A 14,801-nucleotide genomic window follows, 5' to 3' on the forward strand; every position below is an offset into this window, starting at 1 on the left:
CCTCTGCGAAGTCGGCAAAATCGACGCAGCTCTCGCAGCCGCAGATCGAAGCCGTCAACGCGATCACCAGGAGGTCCAGAAGCTCATGGCGTCTCGCGTTACCCGTGCGCGGGTCGGGCACCTGGCGCAGGATGGTGATCAGAGATGGCATCGGTTCCTCCTTGGAACCGAATAAAGAAGCCATCTCTGACCATTCCGCTACCCGGGATTTTCAAATGCGATTCCCCTGGGCCTCCATCATCAGGTGACGATGGAGAAGGTAGGGCCGCCTATGTCATCATTGAAATCAATGGCAATCATATGAAGGCATAGATCACATGGATCATAATGGCTTCGATCTCAACCTGATCACCGCCTTCCAGGCCCTGATGGCAGAGCGCAACGTCACCCGCGCTGCCCGGCGCATCGGGCTGACCCAGCCGGCGATGAGCGCGGCGCTCGCCCGGCTGCGCCGTGCCACCGGCGACGAATTGTTCGTCCGCAGCCCCAGGGGTCTGGCGCCGACCCCGCGGGCGCTGGATCTGACCCACGCCTTTCGCCAGGTCCTGGAGACGATCGATGCGGCGCTCGACATCGCGCCCGGCTTCGACCCGGGCGCGGCCACGGCCAGGGTCACGCTTGCGCTGTCGGAGCATCCGGCCCACCGGCTGCTGCCGGGGCTGGGCCGGCGGCTGGCGACGGCGGCCCCCGGGATCGACCTGCGGGTGCTGGGCTTCCAGGGCCGGGATGAGGCGATCCGCCTGCTGGACGACGCGGTGGCCGATCTTGCCGTCGGCGTGCCCCCGGGCCCCGAGGCGCGGATCCTGTCCAGGCCGCTCTTCGTCGAGCCCTTCGTCTGCATCGCCCGCAAAGGCGGGCCGGCCGAAGCCGCCCTCGCCGATCTGACGGCCTTTCTGGAGGCCCGCCATCTGCTGGTCTCGCCCGAAGGCGACGGCTTCGGCCTGGTGGACCAGGCGCTTCAGGCCCGCGGGCTCCGCCGCCGGATCGGCCTGATGCTGCCGCAGATGTACGCCGTGCCCGCAATCGTCTCCGAGACCGATCTCGTCGCCACCGTCATGGCCGGCGTGGTCGCAGACGGCCGGCCGGATCTGGTCGCGGCACCACCACCCCTGCCTCTGCCGTCGGTTCCCTTCCATCTGCTCTGGCACCGGCGCGCCGACGACCATCCGGCCTGTCGCTGGCTGCGTCAGCAGGTCGTGGAGGTCGCCGCCGGGATCACCCCTGAATAGAGGTCTTGTTATTTTAGAGACGATCGGTCTAAATTCACTGCATGACCGATGCCACCATCTCTGCCGCCCCCGCCACGCCTGCCCGCCGCCGGGGCCGCCCGCCCAAGGCCGGGCTGGTCGATGCGCGGGACCGGCTGGTGCGTTCGGGCGTCGCCATCCTGACCGAGAAGGGCTTCTCGGCCGTCGGGCTGGACGAGATCCTGAAATCGGCCGGCATTCCGAAGGGATCCTTCTACCATTACTTCGACGGCAAGGAGGCCTTCGGCGCCGAGCTGATCGACGCCTATGCGGCCTATTTCGCCCGCAAGCTCGACCGCTGGTTCCTGGACGACAGCCTGACGCCGATGACCCGGCTTGGCCGCTTCATCGCCGATGCCGAGGCGGGCATGGCCCGCCATGGCTGGCGACGCGGCTGCCTGGTGGGCAATCTGGGCCAGGAGATGGGCACCCTGCCCGAAGGCTTCCGCGCGCAGATCGCCGCGGTGTTCCAGGACTGGCAGGCCCGCACCGCCGCCTGCCTGCGGGCGGCACAGGCCACCGGCGAAATCGACGCGGCCCATGACTGCGATCGCCTGGCCGCCTTCTTCTGGATCGGCTGGGAAGGGGCGGTTCTGCGCACCAAGCTCGACCGCGACCCGGCGCCGCTCCGGCTGTTCGCTGCCGGCTTCTACGCCCTGCTCGGCCATGCGCCGCCGCCGGTGCCGGCCACGTCATCCAACTGACCCATCACCCGAACGGAGTCCCTCCCCGATGTTCAAGGCGATCCTGATCGACAAGGACGACAGCGGCTACCATGCCCGGCAGACCGATCTCGACGACGACCGGCTGCCCGCCGGCGATGTCACGGTCAAGGTCGGCTGGTCGACGCTGAACTACAAGGACGGCCTCGCCATCACCGGCAAGAGCCCGGTGGTGCGCAGCTTCCCCATGGTGCCCGGCATCGACCTGGCCGGTGTGGTCGAAAGCTCGGAACATGCCGACTGGAAGCCCGGCGACCGGGTGGTGCTGAACGGCTGGGGCGTGGGCGAGGTGCATTGGGGCGGGCTTGCCGGCAAGGCCCGGCTGAAGGGCGACTGGCTGGTGCCGCTCGCCAGCCCCTTCACCCTGCGTCAGGCGGCCGCCATCGGCACGGCCGGCTACACGGCCATGCTCTGCGTGCTGGCGCTGGAGCGTCACGGCGTCACCCCCGACAAGGGCGAGGTGCTGGTCACCGGTGCGGCGGGCGGTGTCGGCTCTGTGGCCGTCGCCGTGCTGGCGAAGCTCGGCTACAGGGTCGTGGCCCTGACCGGCCGGCCCGAAGAGGCCGATTATCTGACGCGGCTCGGCGCCGCCGAAATCATGGACCGCGCGCCCTTTGCCGAGCCGGGCAAGCCGCTTGCGAAAGAACGCTGGGCCGGTGCGGTCGACGTGGTCGGCGGCCAGACCCTCGCCAATATCTGTGCCCAGATGAAGTATCGCGGCACGGTCGCCGCCTGCGGACTGGCCGGCGGCATGTCGCTGCCCGCGACCGTCGCCCCCTTCATCCTGCGCGGCGTGACACTTGCCGGCGTCGACAGTGTGATGTGCCCCAGGCCCGACCGGCTGGAAGCCTGGCAGCGCCTCGGCCGCGACCTCGACCCGGCGCTTCTCGACGAGCTGACCACCGAAATCGGCTTCGACGAGGTGGTTCCCACCGCCGCCCGCATTCTTGAAGGCAAGGTCCGCGGCCGCGTGGTCGTGCCTGTGAACCCCGAGCTCGGCTGACGCTCGCCTCTGCCCGCCCCTTAAGAATCCCTCCCCAACGGAAACGCCCCGCCATGACCGACACCGCACCCGCCGCCCTGCCGATCAGCCGCTTCCCGGTGCCCTCGCTCGACGAGATGCCGGAAGACATCCGCGACCGCCTGCTCAAGGTGCAGGAGAAATCGGGCTTCATCCCCAATGTCTTCGTGGTACTGGCGCGCCGGCCGGATGAATTCCGCGCCTTCTTCGCCTATCACGACGCGCTGATGGACAAGCCCGGCAACCTGACCAAGGCCGAGCGCGAGATGATCGTGGTCGCCACCAGCAATCTCAATCAGTGCCAGTATTGCGTCGTCGCCCATGGCGCCATCCTGCGCATCCGGGCCAAGAACCCGCTGATCGCGGATCAGGTGGCGATCAACTATCGCAAGGCCGACATCACCGAACGTCAGCGCGCCATGCTCGATTTCGCGATGAAGGTGTCGTTCGAAGCCTATGCGGTGGAAGAAGCGGATTTCGCCACCCTCGCCGCCCATGGCTTCACCGAAGAAGATGCCTGGGACATCGCCGGCATCGCCTCGTTCTTCGGCCTGTCCAACCGCATGGCCAATGTCACCCGCATGCGGCCGAATGACGAGTTCTACACCCTCGGCCGTTGAGGGCTGCGGCTTCCGTTTCAGGCGATGAAGAAGGCCGGCATCAAAAGATGCCGGCCTTCTTCATCAGCCGTTCATGCGCCGACGCGCCCGCTCTCAGCGGCTCACCATCACGCCTCCGCCCCTGACGCCAGCCGTGATGAATTCAGTCCTCCCAGTCGGTCACATAATCGACGATGTACGTCGCCAAGAGGTTGGAGGCATAGTTGATTGCGACGAGAACAACGACCGGGACACGAGGGCCTCGTGCCTGCCTTGGGTTGCCCCAGAGCATGTACATGACGCCTGACGTCAGCGCGACGGCGATACCATTGGTCACCTGATTCTGAAGATATTCGCCAATCGGAATCGAGAGCAATTGCCCAGCGGATACGTCCTCTTCACTGAGGGATGAATAGATCTTATGGGCAACGGATACCCCGAACAGGATCATTGACGGTACTTCCGGGACAACACCTGCGGAGATCGCCTTCTTCGCGCCTGCAAGCGTTCCATAGCCATTGAACAGGGCGATGAACTTATTTTTGCCGGTGCCAAAAAAGCCGCGATTGAACACCGTGTTGAAATTTCTGTGATACCCGGCGAAGACGACACGCGGCACGCCTTGGGCACTCACGACCCGGGCAGTGACCACACGCGGATTGATGCCCCCGGTGTTGGGGTCAAAGATGGCGAAACCATTCCAAAGGTATTGTCTATTTTCGGCAACATAAGCCAACATACCGCCGAACGCATCTATCGCCCATTGCCGATGATCAGGCTTCGACAGGTCAATCCATTGCTCATAAGTGTAATCGGCTGGAATCGGCGAGGTTCCACCAGGCGGCCGCGTGGATACAGGATCCGAGACAAGAGTTATCGGCGTGATGGTCGGCCTTGCGTGGGTATTTATACCTGCCAAAGGGGCGGCATGAACCGTCAAAGTCAGCAGCTCCTCGCCGACCTGATCGACTGGGATTTCGCTCAGGATGCCGCTGCTGGTGGCTATGGTTAATAGCGCGCCGGGAAGGGTTTGCGCTTTCAAGCGTACAGGTGCGCCATCCTGAACGATCATACTCGTTTGAATCTCAGAGAGTTGCCCGTTCACCGACTCCAGAGCAAAATGCCCTCTTGTCATTGACAGCTGATAGTCTTGCTCAGTGCCGGTAAGTGATTTCAGCGAGAGATCGATATCGATGTCGCGAGCCTTCATCGCGACTGCCTCGAACGTCACAACGATGTCATAGAAGCCGAGACCATGCGGCTCTCCCGCAATTGTGGCGGTCACATCGAAACCAAAGGCTTGATAAGATAACGTTTGAGTTGATTTGTCATTGAGGAATCTGGTGAGCGTTGCGCCGGCGCTTCGCAGCGCCCAGAACATCTCATTCTTCCAGGGTTGGCTGCGGCCGTCGAGCATGATGACCACAGCGCCGACGAACCTCCCGTGAATGCGCATCTGAATCTCGAAGGTCTCAATCGCATCGCCGCCGACGAGAATCAGACCGCGGTCGATATGAACCACATTGGCGCGTTTCCGGCCGGCATTGACAAAATGTGTGGCCAGTTCCACTTTACGATCGAAGCTGTGGACCGGCCCTTGCCTGACGAGCTCAACACTCAAACCCAGCGAGGAGTGATTTGTGATATACAGGTTGCTGCCCATCACTTACTGCTCCTGATTTTAATCATATAATCGCTGAATCTCCCCCAGTGTTGATCTTCAACCATCGAAAAATTGAACGCGTTGGCCCCGATCTGGACCCGGAAATCGTGGCTATGATGACCTCCGACCCAATTGAGAGTGGTGCTTGCGGTTCTGGAGCGCCACCAGATACTACTTCCAATTTGATGCCCGCGCACCATTACTCCAAACGACGCCGCATAGATTCCACTTAGAAAAAAGGCAACGTCCAGCACAGCGTATCTGTGGGTATGGCGTTCAATCTCCATAATTTTTGCCTTTGTCACCCGCGATTTTATCTTATGGAACATGAGGTGCGCCGGGAATTCATCGGGCCCGCAATTGGTTAATTGCAGATCGATCGGCACCGCGATGTCGGCTGAGACATAGACATTGGATGACATTATTCACCTTTGGGTTTGCCTCACCTTTCGCCGGGGTATGCTCTGCGTGAGGCTGTTGGTGTTGATTCACCTTGAGTACGGAACAAAGGTGGCGTTGCGGCGATTTTTACACACGCAGTACAGCGCCTCTATCGTGTCGTCAGGCACCCATATGGCATAAACCATTGGCAGATAAGAGATTCTGCCTGACCTGCATGCCACTGGATTTCGGAGGCAAAGCCGGACAACGTCCGAAAATTGGTGTGTAAATTCATCACGTTTTCACGTGGTGACGTTTTAAATTATTGGCTCCACTCGAAGCAAAACGCAACACAAAGTTATGCTTTTTTGACATATTTCAATCAGTAAGTTGATGCATACGGCTATACGATGAAAATCGCCCGAAACGTCAGGGGATACGATCGTTCAGTTTTCTGATGGCCGGGCGACACGGCAGAGACAGCCGACATGCCCCAAAGAGCCGGCCTGTCATCCGGTGGCTTTCATGATCGGAAGGTGACTTCAGGGGTTATGACGGGCGAGAAGACCTACTCGCCTGATATCCTTGCGGCCGGGCCGTCAGGCGTGGCCACCCTGCAGAAAGTTCCCGATCATGAAGCAGATTGCCCTTATTCCTCTGCCCGGAACCTACGCCGTCGCCCGGCTCGATCCCCTTGCCCCCATTCCGGGCTGGGCCGACGGGCCGGGTTTCGTCTCGATCTCGCGCACCGCCGACGAGCTGTCGGTGGTGTGCCTGGCCGAGCGGGTGCCCGGTGATGTCAGGGCAGACCGAGCCTGGTCCTGCTTCAAATTCCAGGGCCCCTTCGCCTTCGACGAGACCGGCATCGCCGTCGCGGTTCTGCAGCCGCTGGCGGCCGACGGGATCGGCATCTTCCTGGTCTCGACCTTCGACACCGATTATCTGCTGGTCCAGGCGGCCGACCGGGAGCGGGTGATTGCCGCACTCGGGGCCGCTGGCCACCGGATCGGGTGAGCCCCCTCCCTGATCAGGCCACCCGCGGCCTGATCAGGCTTGCCGCCACGAAGGCGAAGCAGGCGGCCGCCGCGAAGAAGGCGAGGCCGTGGCGGGTGGCATCCATGGCCGCCCCGGCAAGCACCGGCCCAAGCAGCGCGCCCACGCCCCACATCAGCCCCATCGCCGCATAGATGCCGACCAGGTCGCCGCCCTTGAAGCGGCTGCCGACCACGGCGAGCATGATGGTATAGACGCCGACGAAGGCACCGCCCCAGACGAACAGCAGCACCCAGGTCACGATCTGGTGGCCCAGCGCCAGCGGCCAGACCAGGGCGCCCAGCCCCGCGATGACCGCCAGAATCCGGACCAGCATCATCCGGTCCATGCGGTCGCCGATCCAGCCGATCGGCAGCTGCAGCAGGATGGCGCCCACCATCATCACCGACATAAGCCCCGTGGCGCCGCTCTCGCTCCAGCCCAGATTGCCGGCATAGAGGGCAAGGAACGACAGGCCCGAGGTTTCGAGCGCCGCATTCAGCATGATCGCCGCGATCGCCACCGGGGCAAGCCGCATGAAGTAGAGCGGGCTTTTCTTCACCGGGTGTTCGAAGGCCGGCGCCCTCACTTTGGGGGCCGCGACGAACAGCGCCGCACCGGCCGCGATCGCCGCACCGACGACATAGGCGGTCGCGCCTTCCGAGCCGATCGCCGCCAGGATGGCCGGGCCGGCCGCAAAGCCGACCGAGAGTGCCGCGGTGTAGATCGCCATGGCCTGCGCACGGGTGCGTTCGGTGGCGAGCGCATTGGTCCAGGTTTCCGAGAGCACGAACAGGGTTTCGGACGAGGCCCCGAGCAGCAGGCGAAGCACGAACCACACCCAGACCGGCGTCGCCGGGAACAGCACCAGCACCACCGCCGCCAGCACCAGCGACAGGATCACCATGCGGCGGATGCCGAGGCGCGGCACCACCCGCGGCAGCAGGAAAGCCATGGCCAGCACGCCCAGCGCATGCATCGCCGCATTCGCCCCGATCGCGGCCGGGTCCAGATCCCGCCGGTCGAGGTCGAGCGCGATCAGCGCCGCGCTCAGTGAATAGGTCAGGCCGAACATGGTCGCGGTGGCGATGACCGCCGCCCGCGACAGCAGATTACCCCGCGGGCTGCCCTCATCTTCGGTTGCGCCGTCTTCGGGCGCGGTCGCCTCGGTTCCGGTCATGCCGCCGGCGCTCCCCTGTCGGTGATCTCACCATCGACCCGCCCCAGGAAGCCGCGGAACCGCCGCCCCCAGGACACATCCCGCCGCTCCACGATCCGGACCAGGATGCGGACATAGTCCAGCACCAGCCCCGGCGTCCAGGTCATCGAAGAAGCCCGGGTGCGGATCATCGCCGCCACCCAGAGATCAGGGTCGATCATCAGCCCCAGCAGGCGCAGCCAGGGGTGACGCCCGGCCAGCACGCCTTCCAGTGCCGCATCCAGCCCGGCCGCCACCACCACCGAACAGTTGCGGTTGGTGATGTTGTAGGTGGCATCCTGCTTATAGCCGGCCCAGAAGGCCTTCAGCCGCCGCGGGTTGAAACGGTGGACTTCGATCCTGAGATCGGCCGGTCGCCAGTCGGCGGCCTCCTCCTCGTAACTGCGCTGAAAACTTCCGGCCATGTCATTGTCGGCACGCGAACTGAACACGGTCATCAGGCCCCGGCCGTTCAGGTCGAAATCGGTCGCAGGCCAGTGGCTGATATAAAGATCGGGTGCCAGCTCCAGAGAGGCATGACCGCCCGAGAATACCCCCTCGTCGTCCTGCGCCCCAAGATAGCGATCGATCACCGGCCGGCCCGCCCGGGTCCGCTCCGGCCCCGCCGGCATCCAGATCCGCACCACCATCGGCGGATCGTCGGGGCCGCGCGGCGGCGCCTCGCCGATCAATACCGGGGCATGATCATACCAGCCGCGCCCCGAGAAGACCGGGAGCAGCAGGATCGCGGCCTCGTCTTCCAGCCCGCGCAGCAGCAGGCCCAGCCGGATCAGCAGCCAGCCCGACAGGCCGATGAACAGGCCGATGCAGAACGGCACGTTCCACGCTCCGGAAAACGGCCAGCCCGCCAGCATCATCACCGCCAGGATCAGTTCGGCGATGCCGCAGGCGATCGAGGTCACCCAGCCGGTAAAGCGGGTGAGCAGGGTCATCAGGATGCGGAACGCCCCATCCAGGATGAAGGCGATCGCAAAAGCCGTCGACAGCAGCCAGCCGGTTTCGAAGGCCGTGCCCAGGATCAGCAGCCCGGCCAGAATCGCCATCATCGGCCGGGCCAGGGCCAGCCAGCGGCGCGGCCCCGACGAGGCGACGGCGACCACCGCCATCAGCAGGCCCGAGCCCAGAAATGCGAGGCCAAGCGCCAGATAGGTGGCAATGGTCAGCGTGGGAGACAGGCCCGCCATCAACGCGGCAGCGATGGCGAGCAGGAAGGCGCCGGCACCGGCGAGAGCATACCATCGCGCGCGGAATGCATCGGGACCGATAAGAAGGAAGGCGAGCTTGAGCAAGGGGACACCGGACAGCGGACGGCTTGGTTCAGACTGCGGATTTCATCCACGATCCGCGACCGGCGTCAATCCTGCCCCGCTGTCCTGCAAACCGCCGTCGACCGGCCCTGCCCTACTCCAGAACGATCGGGATCAGCGAGGCGACCAGCAGGGCCGCCATGACGATGTTGAAGGCCCGAAGTGCCCGGGCCGTGCGCAGCAGCCGGCCGGCCCCCACGCCGACCAGGGTCCACAGCACCGAGCAGGGAAAGGTGACGATGCCGAAGACCAGAGCCAGGGTGATCGCCGGCAGCAGCGTGCCGCCCGCCCCTTCGCCCTCGCCCACATAGGTGACCATGGCGCTGGCCGCGATCACCCAGAATTTCGGGTTCACCAGCTGGAAGGCGGCGGCTTCCAGACTGTTGAGCGGCCGGCCGCGCCCGCCGCTGCCTGCGGGCGCGCCCTCCGGCGCGGGCCGGGCCGTCGCGATCTTCCAGGCCAGCCACAGCAGATAGCAGATGCCCACCCATTTCAGCACGTCATGCACCCCGGGTGCGGCAACCAGCGGCGAGCCGAAGGCGCCGACGGCCGCCAGGATGACGGTCACCCCCAGGCTGATCCCGGCCATATGCGGCAGGCTGCGCAGGAAGCCCCAATTGGCCCCCGATGCGGTCAGCATGGTGTTGTTCGGTCCGGGCGTCGCCGACATCGCGATCGCGAAGACCACCACCGAGGCCATCCATTCCCAGCCCATCCGCACCCCCACCTGCCCCGCCTCCACCAGCGGAGGTTCATCGTCAGACGATAGCCGCGCTGCCCGGCAATCGGGTTGCGAAGATGCCAGCCAGCAGCCGATACTTGGCATCAGATGCCAATTTTTGGTGCCGAAAGCCGGTCACATGCCGATAAAACTGGATGAGATCGACAAGCGGATCCTGCGTGCCCTGCAGCGCGACGGCCGGATGCAGAATGTGGAACTGGCGCGCGAGGTGGGGCTATCGCCCTCTCCCTGCCTGCGCCGGGTGCGGCTGCTGGAAGAGGCCGGCATCATCCGTCGCTACGCCGCCGTGGTCGACCCGGCGAAGATCGGCCTGCCGCTGTCGCTCTTCGCCCGGATCTGGCTGGAGGCGCAGGACGCCGAAACCATCGACCGCTTCATCGCCGCGGTGCGCGAATTTCCCGAAGTGGTCGAGTGCTACATCATGCTGGGCGATTGCGACGCCCTGCTGCGGGTTGTCGCCGCCGATCTGGACGATTACCGCCGCTTCCAGGCCAATCACCTCAGCCGGGTGAAGGGCGTGCGCAACATCAAGACCGATGTCCCCAGCCAGACGGTGAAGCAGAGCGTCGCCCTACCCCTGCGTTGACCCGGCACCGGCCGGAAAAATCCTGCCTGGACTCATACTTGGCCTTTTCATATTCTATCGATATGCCATTTCATAGAATATGAAACGCCGAGCTGCGAGGAGACGGGATGACCGACCAGCCCATCATCCGCCAGGGACCGCCCCTGCTTCACGATCCGGCCCCCGAATTCCGGGCGCGGACGACGATGGGCGACCGGGCGATCGCCGATTATCGGGGGCGCTGGCTGCTGCTGTTCTCCCACCCCGCCGACTTCACCCCCGTCTGCACCAGCGAGTTCATTGCCTTCGCCCGGGCAGCCGACAGTTTTGCGGCACTGGACTGCGATCTGCTGGCGCTGTCGGTCGACAGCCTGTTCTCGCATGTCGCCTGGATCCGCAGCATCCACGACCAGTTCGGGGTGAAGATCCCCTTCCCGATCGTCGAAGACCCGTCGATGGCCATCGCCCGCGCCTATGGGATGATCGCCCCCAACGCACCCGATGCCTCGATGGTGCGTGCGGCCTTTGTGATCGATCCGATGGGCATCATCCGCGCCATCAGCTGGTATCCGATGACCACCGGCCGCAATGTCGCAGAGCTGCTGCGCCTGGTCGCCGCCCTCCGGGCCGCCGACGCCCATGATGTCGCCACCCCCGAGGGCTGGATGCCCGGCGACGACGTGATCCTGCCTGTCGACATCTCGCCCGACACCCTTTTCGACCGCCAGGCCCCCGGAACCGACTGGTATTTCCGCACCGGCCCCCTGCCCGACAGCCCGACCGGAGACCGTGGATGAGCCTGGATCCCGAAGCCGTCACCGAAGGCGCCGCCCGGCTGCGGGTGCTGGCCCATCCGGCCCGGCTGCGTGTCGCCTTCTTTCTGATGGAGGGCGAATGTGCGGTCGGCGGAATAGAGGAAGCCCTGGGCATCCGCCAGCCCAGCCTGTCGCAGTATCTGGGGGAGCTGCGCGAGGCCGGGCTGATCACCGGCCGGCGAGAGGGGCGGACGATCTTCTATCGTATCACGCCCGGCCATGCCGAGCAGCTTCTGGGCCTGCTGCGGCAGGGCTTCGGCGGCGCCGGGGCGCCCCCGGCCCAGGCCCAGGCCCAGGCGCCCATGGCGGCACCTTCCCCCGCGAAACCCACCGGTCTTACACGGCGCCTGACGCCTGCCGCGACCTTTGCCGTGGTGGAAGAGCGGTAGAGAGCCCACCACAACCGACATCCAATCACGGCCGCCGGGCAGACAGGCGCCCCCGCGACCATCCGGGTCAGACCATACAGGTATAAGGGGAACCCGACTCATGATGGTGCTGCAATCGGTCCTCGCCGTCGCCTCCGGCGGTCTCGTCGGCTTCACGCTGGGCCTGATCGGCGGCGGCGGCTCGATCATGGCGACGCCGCTGCTGCTCTATGTCGTGGGCCTGCCGCCCCATGCGGCGATCGGCACCGGCGCGCTCGCGGTCTCGTTCAACGCCTTCGCCAATTTTGCAGGTCACGCCCGGGCCGGCAATGTCCGCTGGCGCGATGCCGGGCTGTTTGCCGCCATCGGTGTCGGCGGTGCCGCCATCGGGTCGTGGATCGGCAAGGATGTCGACGGCCAGCGTCTGCTGTTCCTTTTCGCCCTGCTGATGATGGCGGTGGGCGTGCTGATGCTCCGTCGCGGCGGCGGCGGCGGTGGCGCAGGTGGCGCCCACGAACCCCGGCGCCTGCCGCTGGTCATCCTGGCCGCCGCCTGTGTCGGGCTGTTGTCGGGCTTCTTCGGGATCGGCGGCGGTTTTCTGATCGTGCCCGGCCTGATCTTCTCGACCGGCATGCCGATGCTCTATGCAGTGGGCTCGTCCCTGCTGGCGGTGGGTGCGCTCGGCCTTACCACCGCCGCCAGTTACGCAGCCTCGGGCCTGGTCGACTGGCCGATTGCGGCCGAATACATCGTCGGCGGCCTGGCCGGCGGCTATCTCGGCATGCAGCTCGCCTGCCGCCTGGCCACCCGTAAAGCCGTGCTGAACCGCATCTTCGCGGGCCTCGTCTTCGTGGTCGCCCTCTACATGCTCTATCGCAACGCTGCCGCGTTCGGCCTCGCCGTCTGAGGCGGGGCCAGGCTCAGACACATCAAGAACAGGAGGAAACCCCATGGTCCCGTCCCCGGCCACCGGCTGAGCCGGCACGCAAGGGCCGATCCGCGCAGGCCTCGCCGCGCGGTGGTCCGACTAAATTTTCAATTACAGGTTACATATCACCGGCCGATCCTGACGATCCCGTGCCGCGCGCGAGGGCGCATGCCCGCACGCGACCACACCGGACCGGCCCCGACGGGAGTAGCCATCCCATGCCCCGCACGCACGCCCTGTCGCCGACAGTCTCGGTCGCGCCCCAGATCCATCCGGAAGACATGGCCGATCTGGCCGCCGCCGGCTTTCGCGCGGTCATCTGCAACCGGCCCGACGGCGAAGGCCCCGATCAGCCGGTTTTCGAGGAAATCCGCCAGGCCGCACAGGCTGCCGGCATCGAGGCCGCCTTTCTGCCCGTCGCCTCGGGCAAGGTGACGGATGACCAGGCCGGCGCCTTTGCCGGGCTGATCGACCGCCTGCCGCGGCCGGTGCTCGCCTATTGCCGCTCGGGCACGCGCTCGGCCACGCTCTGGTCGCTGGCCGAAGCCGCACGCGGCCGGCCGCTGCCCGAGATCATCGCCGCCGCAAAAGCGGCCGGCTACGACATGACCGGCGTCGCCCGCCGGATCGCCAATGGCGGCCGCACGCCGGTGGATGGCACCAGCCTCCACCATGACGTGGTCATCGTCGGCGGTGGCGCCGCGGGTATCGCCGCCGCATCCAGCCTGAAGGCCCGCAAGCCCGATCTCGACATCGCGATCATCGATCCGGCCGATATCCACTACTATCAGCCGGGCTGGACCATGGTCGGCGGCGGCGTGTTCGATGCCCGCACCACCGCCCGGACGATGGCCTCGCTGATCCCGCCGGGCGTCACCTGGATCAAGGCGGCGGTGGCGGCCTTTGAACCCGATGCCAGGGCCGTCATCCTGGATGGCTGCCGGGTGATCACCTGGCGGGCGCTGGTCGTCGCCCCCGGCCTCAAGCTGGACTGGACCGCCATTCCGGGCCTGGACGAGACGCTGGGCCGCAACGGCGTCACATCGAATTACCGTTATGACCTGGCCCCTTACACCTGGGAACTGGTCCAGGGCATGAAGAGCGGTCGGGCGATCTTCACCCAGCCGCCGATGCCGATCAAATGCGCGGGCGCCCCCCAGAAGGCGATGTATCTGTCCGCCGACCACTGGCGCCGGCAGGGTGTGCTCTCCGGGATCGACATCAATTTCTGCACCGCCGGGGCGGTGCTGTTCGGCGTGAAAGACTATGTGCCGGCGCTGATGTCCTATGTGGAGCGCTACGGCATTCATCTCCGCTTCCAGGAAAGGCTGACCCGCATCGACGGCCCCGCCCGCACCGCCTGGTTCACCCGCACCGATGCCGCGGGGCAGACCAGCACGGTGGAGCGCGGTTTCGACATGATCCATGTCGTGCCGCCGCAATGCGCGCCCGATTTCGTGAAGGTCTCGCCGCTTGCCGATGCGGACGGCTGGGTCGATGTCGACCCGTCGAGCCTGCGGCACCGGCAGTATGACGGCGTCTACGGCCTGGGTGACGCCTGCAACGCACCCAATGCCAAGACCGCGGCCGCCGCCCGCAAGCAGGCGCCGGTGGTGGCCCATAATCTGCTGCGCGATCTGGGCCTGATTTCGGGGGTCGACGCGGTTTATGACGGCTACGGATCCTGCCCGCTGACCGTGGAGCGCGGCCGGATCGTGCTCGCCGAATTCGGCTATGGCGGCAAATTGCTGCCGAGCTTCCCGAACTGGCTGATCGACGGCCGCCGGCCCAGCCACCTCGCCTGGCTGCTGAAAGAACGGATGCTGCCCTGGATGTACTGGAAGGCGATGCTGCGCGGCCGCGAATGGCTGGCCAGGCCCAAGCCCGCCATGCCCGCCTCGGCGGGATGATCGCTCACCACCAGCCGCGGGTGGCGTAGTCGGCGCCCGACAGCGCGAAGAGGATGCCGAGCCAGGCAATGGCGCCCAGCGCCATCACCCTGACGAGCCCCGCCTCTTCGCCCAGATGCATGAAGAACCAGAAGATCAGCCCCGCCTTGATCGCGGCGATCAGCAGGCTGGCGGCCAGGCTGGCCGCGCCGTGCAGAACGGCACTTGCCGCCACCGTGGCCGCCAGCAGCACCAGCAGCGCCGCCCATATCAGGATCAGCCGTCCGATACCGGTCATCATTC

The 14,801-nt window shown here is 65.7% G+C and carries 17 protein-coding genes; 10 read left to right on the top strand and 7 right to left on the bottom strand.

Annotation, left to right across the window (positions count from 1 at the left end):
• Positions 1-151: transposase family protein (locus tag WI697_RS24820; protein WP_345959914.1), on the bottom strand; the 151-nt coding region annotated here is incomplete at its 3' end.
• Positions 152-317: 166 nt separating this feature from the next.
• On the opposite strand from WI697_RS24820, the gene WI697_RS24825 reads away from it, so the two are divergent.
• The 4 genes from WI697_RS24825 to WI697_RS24840 are packed head-to-tail and all read left to right on the top strand — an operon-like array spanning position 318 to position 3,610.
• Positions 318-1,229 (top strand): LysR family transcriptional regulator, encoded by a 912-nt coding sequence (locus tag WI697_RS24825; protein WP_345960324.1) that lies wholly within the window; start codon positions 318-320, stop codon positions 1,227-1,229.
• A gap of 41 nt (positions 1,230-1,270) precedes the next feature.
• Entirely contained in the window at positions 1,271-1,951 is a 681-nt protein-coding gene (gene acuR / locus WI697_RS24830) for an acrylate utilization transcriptional regulator AcuR (RefSeq protein WP_345960325.1), read from the top strand.
• A 28-nt stretch (positions 1,952-1,979) separates the two neighbouring features.
• Positions 1,980-2,972 carry an acrylyl-CoA reductase (NADPH) gene (gene acuI, locus WI697_RS24835; RefSeq protein ID WP_345960326.1) on the top strand — a complete coding sequence of 331 codons (993 nt, stop codon included), beginning with the start codon at positions 1,980-1,982 and terminating at the stop codon, positions 2,970-2,972.
• Between the two features lie 53 nt (positions 2,973-3,025).
• Positions 3,026-3,610, top strand: coding sequence for a peroxidase-related enzyme (locus WI697_RS24840; protein ID WP_298644849.1), 585 nt, complete (start codon positions 3,026-3,028; stop codon positions 3,608-3,610).
• Positions 3,611-3,752: 142 nt separating this feature from the next.
• On the opposite strand, the gene WI697_RS24845 is transcribed toward WI697_RS24840, so the two are convergent.
• The gene (locus WI697_RS24845; protein WP_345960327.1) at positions 3,753-5,252 is read right to left on the bottom strand and encodes a hypothetical protein; all 1,500 of its coding nucleotides are present in this window, start codon (positions 5,250-5,252) and stop codon (positions 3,753-3,755) included.
• On the bottom strand, positions 5,252-5,674 hold the full coding sequence (locus tag WI697_RS24850) for a hypothetical protein (protein WP_345960328.1): 423 nt from the start codon (positions 5,672-5,674) through the stop codon (positions 5,252-5,254). Before WI697_RS24850 ends, WI697_RS24845 begins: the two co-directional genes overlap by 1 nt.
• 592 nt (positions 5,675-6,266) lie before the next feature.
• Here WI697_RS24850 and WI697_RS24855 point away from each other — a divergent pair.
• The gene (locus WI697_RS24855) at positions 6,267-6,647 is read left to right on the top strand and encodes an ACT domain-containing protein (protein ID WP_345960329.1); all 381 of its coding nucleotides are present in this window, start codon (positions 6,267-6,269) and stop codon (positions 6,645-6,647) included.
• Positions 6,648-6,660: 13 nt separating this feature from the next.
• On the opposite strand, the gene WI697_RS24860 is transcribed toward WI697_RS24855, so the two are convergent.
• The 3 genes from WI697_RS24860 to WI697_RS24870 form a co-directional block, all read right to left on the bottom strand.
• A complete protein-coding gene (locus WI697_RS24860; RefSeq protein WP_345960330.1) occupies positions 6,661-7,845 on the bottom strand; it encodes an MFS transporter in 1,185 nt (394 codons plus the stop codon).
• Complete coding sequence (locus tag WI697_RS24865; protein WP_345960331.1) at positions 7,842-9,173, bottom strand: HdeD family acid-resistance protein; 1,332 nt, start codon at positions 9,171-9,173, stop codon at positions 7,842-7,844. Before WI697_RS24865 ends, WI697_RS24860 begins: the two co-directional genes overlap by 4 nt.
• 112 nt (positions 9,174-9,285) lie before the next feature.
• Positions 9,286-9,933 carry a LysE family translocator gene (locus tag WI697_RS24870; RefSeq protein WP_345960332.1) on the bottom strand — a complete coding sequence of 216 codons (648 nt, stop codon included), beginning with the start codon at positions 9,931-9,933 and terminating at the stop codon, positions 9,286-9,288.
• A gap of 118 nt (positions 9,934-10,051) precedes the next feature.
• Here WI697_RS24870 and WI697_RS24875 point away from each other — a divergent pair, with 118 nt between their 5' ends.
• The 5 genes from WI697_RS24875 (at position 10,052) to WI697_RS24895 (ending at position 14,519) form a co-directional block, all read left to right on the top strand.
• Positions 10,052-10,519, top strand: coding sequence for an Lrp/AsnC family transcriptional regulator (locus WI697_RS24875; RefSeq protein WP_014745004.1), 468 nt, complete (start codon positions 10,052-10,054; stop codon positions 10,517-10,519).
• Between the two features lie 107 nt (positions 10,520-10,626).
• A complete protein-coding gene (locus WI697_RS24880; protein ID WP_062767808.1) occupies positions 10,627-11,295 on the top strand; it encodes a peroxiredoxin in 669 nt (222 codons plus the stop codon).
• Positions 11,292-11,702: an ArsR/SmtB family transcription factor gene (locus tag WI697_RS24885; protein WP_345960333.1), complete on the top strand. Its 411-nt coding sequence runs from the start codon at positions 11,292-11,294 to the stop codon at positions 11,700-11,702. Before WI697_RS24880 ends, WI697_RS24885 begins: the two co-directional genes overlap by 4 nt.
• A gap of 100 nt (positions 11,703-11,802) precedes the next feature.
• Positions 11,803-12,588, top strand: coding sequence for a sulfite exporter TauE/SafE family protein (locus WI697_RS24890; protein WP_345960334.1), 786 nt, complete (start codon positions 11,803-11,805; stop codon positions 12,586-12,588).
• A gap of 239 nt (positions 12,589-12,827) precedes the next feature.
• Entirely contained in the window at positions 12,828-14,519 is a 1,692-nt protein-coding gene (locus tag WI697_RS24895; protein WP_345960335.1) for a TIGR01244 family sulfur transferase, read from the top strand.
• 4 nt (positions 14,520-14,523) lie between these two features.
• Here the strand turns inward: WI697_RS24895 and WI697_RS24900 are convergent, their stop codons facing one another.
• The gene (locus WI697_RS24900; protein ID WP_345960336.1) at positions 14,524-14,799 is read right to left on the bottom strand and encodes a cytochrome C oxidase subunit IV family protein; all 276 of its coding nucleotides are present in this window, start codon (positions 14,797-14,799) and stop codon (positions 14,524-14,526) included.
• Positions 14,800-14,801: the final 2 nt, after the last annotated feature.

It is taken from the genome of Tistrella mobilis, assembly GCF_039634785.1.
In the GTDB taxonomy this organism is placed as follows: domain Bacteria; phylum Pseudomonadota; class Alphaproteobacteria; order Tistrellales; family Tistrellaceae; genus Tistrella; species Tistrella mobilis.

Excerpts from the sequence above, each read along its gene's own strand:
- WI697_RS24895 (WP_345960335.1), top strand. The coding sequence starts at position 12,828 with ATGCCCCGCACGCACGCCCTGTCGCCGACAGTCTCGGTCGCGCCCCAG.
- WI697_RS24840 (WP_298644849.1), top strand. The coding sequence starts at position 3,026 with ATGACCGACACCGCACCCGCCGCCCTGCCGATCAGCCGCTTCCCGGTG.
- WI697_RS24845 (WP_345960327.1), bottom strand. The coding sequence starts at position 5,252 with ATGGGCAGCAACCTGTATATCACAAATCACTCCTCGCTGGGTTTGAGT.
- WI697_RS24890 (WP_345960334.1), top strand. The coding sequence starts at position 11,803 with ATGATGGTGCTGCAATCGGTCCTCGCCGTCGCCTCCGGCGGTCTCGTC.
- WI697_RS24880 (WP_062767808.1), top strand. The coding sequence starts at position 10,627 with ATGACCGACCAGCCCATCATCCGCCAGGGACCGCCCCTGCTTCACGAT.
- WI697_RS24855 (WP_345960329.1), top strand. The coding sequence starts at position 6,267 with ATGAAGCAGATTGCCCTTATTCCTCTGCCCGGAACCTACGCCGTCGCC.
- WI697_RS24825 (WP_345960324.1), top strand. The coding sequence starts at position 318 with ATGGATCATAATGGCTTCGATCTCAACCTGATCACCGCCTTCCAGGCC.
- WI697_RS24860 (WP_345960330.1), bottom strand. The coding sequence starts at position 7,845 with ATGACCGGAACCGAGGCGACCGCGCCCGAAGACGGCGCAACCGAAGAT.
- WI697_RS24900 (WP_345960336.1), bottom strand. The coding sequence starts at position 14,799 with ATGATGACCGGTATCGGACGGCTGATCCTGATATGGGCGGCGCTGCTG.
- WI697_RS24875 (WP_014745004.1), top strand. The coding sequence starts at position 10,052 with ATGCCGATAAAACTGGATGAGATCGACAAGCGGATCCTGCGTGCCCTG.
- acuR (WP_345960325.1), top strand. The coding sequence starts at position 1,271 with ATGACCGATGCCACCATCTCTGCCGCCCCCGCCACGCCTGCCCGCCGC.
- WI697_RS24885 (WP_345960333.1), top strand. The coding sequence starts at position 11,292 with ATGAGCCTGGATCCCGAAGCCGTCACCGAAGGCGCCGCCCGGCTGCGG.
- WI697_RS24850 (WP_345960328.1), bottom strand. The coding sequence starts at position 5,674 with ATGTCATCCAATGTCTATGTCTCAGCCGACATCGCGGTGCCGATCGAT.
- acuI (WP_345960326.1), top strand. The coding sequence starts at position 1,980 with ATGTTCAAGGCGATCCTGATCGACAAGGACGACAGCGGCTACCATGCC.